The following is a 940-nucleotide window of genomic DNA, read 5'->3' on the forward strand; positions in this document are numbered from 1 at the left end:
ATCTCGGTAAAGACTAAAGACAGGATCCGACAAGGCTTCTCCCTGACTTGTGATTTTCTGGAACTGGACACTGCCTTGAACATTTTCAAAGCTTCCTAAATCGAGCTGTTCGGGCTGACCCAAATGGGTCGTTTCAATTGTGAAACTAAAAGTGTCCGTATTTCTAATAAATCCAGTGGGAGCATTAACCTCTCTAATTGTGTAGTCACCTGGAGCCAACCAGCTGCTGAGTACTTGCCCTTCAGAGTCACTGGTCAACTCTTCAATCACTTCTCCCTCACTGCTTTCAAGTGCAAAACGAGCATCAGCCAGCGGGCTAGCGTTCTCGTCCTGCTTGGAGAAAATGACTCGATTCTGGTAGTTAATAAAATCTCCCAAGTCAATCACATCCGGTTCACCGGCTGCTGTTTCTCCAACGGTAAACTCCACTGCTGTTTCATTTAGAATAAAACCTGCAGGTGCTTCTGTTTCTATCAACGTGTAGTCACCTGGAGCTAGTTCTTCCATAAACAAAATACCCTGTCTATTTGACGTAAGATCTGTAATGACTGTATCGCCGGATGCATTTCTTAGTTCAAATTGTGCGTCAGCCAGTCTTTCTCCATGTTGATCGGTTTTAACCAGCTGGGCGCGGCCCTGATAATTAACAACCTGACCTAAATTTACAACAGGAATTTCTCCTTTTTCAGCTGCCTGAACATCAAAGGTCAAATCGGTTTCGGTATCGATAATAAAACCAGCGGGTGCTTCAACCTCTACAAATCGGTAAGACCCGGGGGCTAATTGCCCGACCTCCACAAGACCTTGTTCGTCGGAAATCAAATCCGTTCGAATAAGCTGATCGGAATCGTCTCTTAACTCAAATACAGCACCAGAAAGTGTTTCTCCATACTGGTCGACTTTGGTCAAGCTGACCATTCCTTGATAGTTGATAAATGGA

The 940-nt window shown here is 44.7% G+C and carries 1 protein-coding gene; it reads right to left on the minus strand.

Features of this window, described 5'->3' with window-relative positions:
• On the minus strand, nucleotides 1–909 hold a 909-nt coding region (locus ADIAL_RS11455), incomplete at its 3' end, for an MSCRAMM family protein (RefSeq protein WP_269317602.1).
• Nucleotides 910–940: the final 31 nt, after the last annotated feature.

The organism is Alkalibacterium sp. AK22 (assembly GCF_000585255.1).
Lineage (GTDB): Bacteria > Bacillota > Bacilli > Lactobacillales > Carnobacteriaceae_A > Alkalibacterium.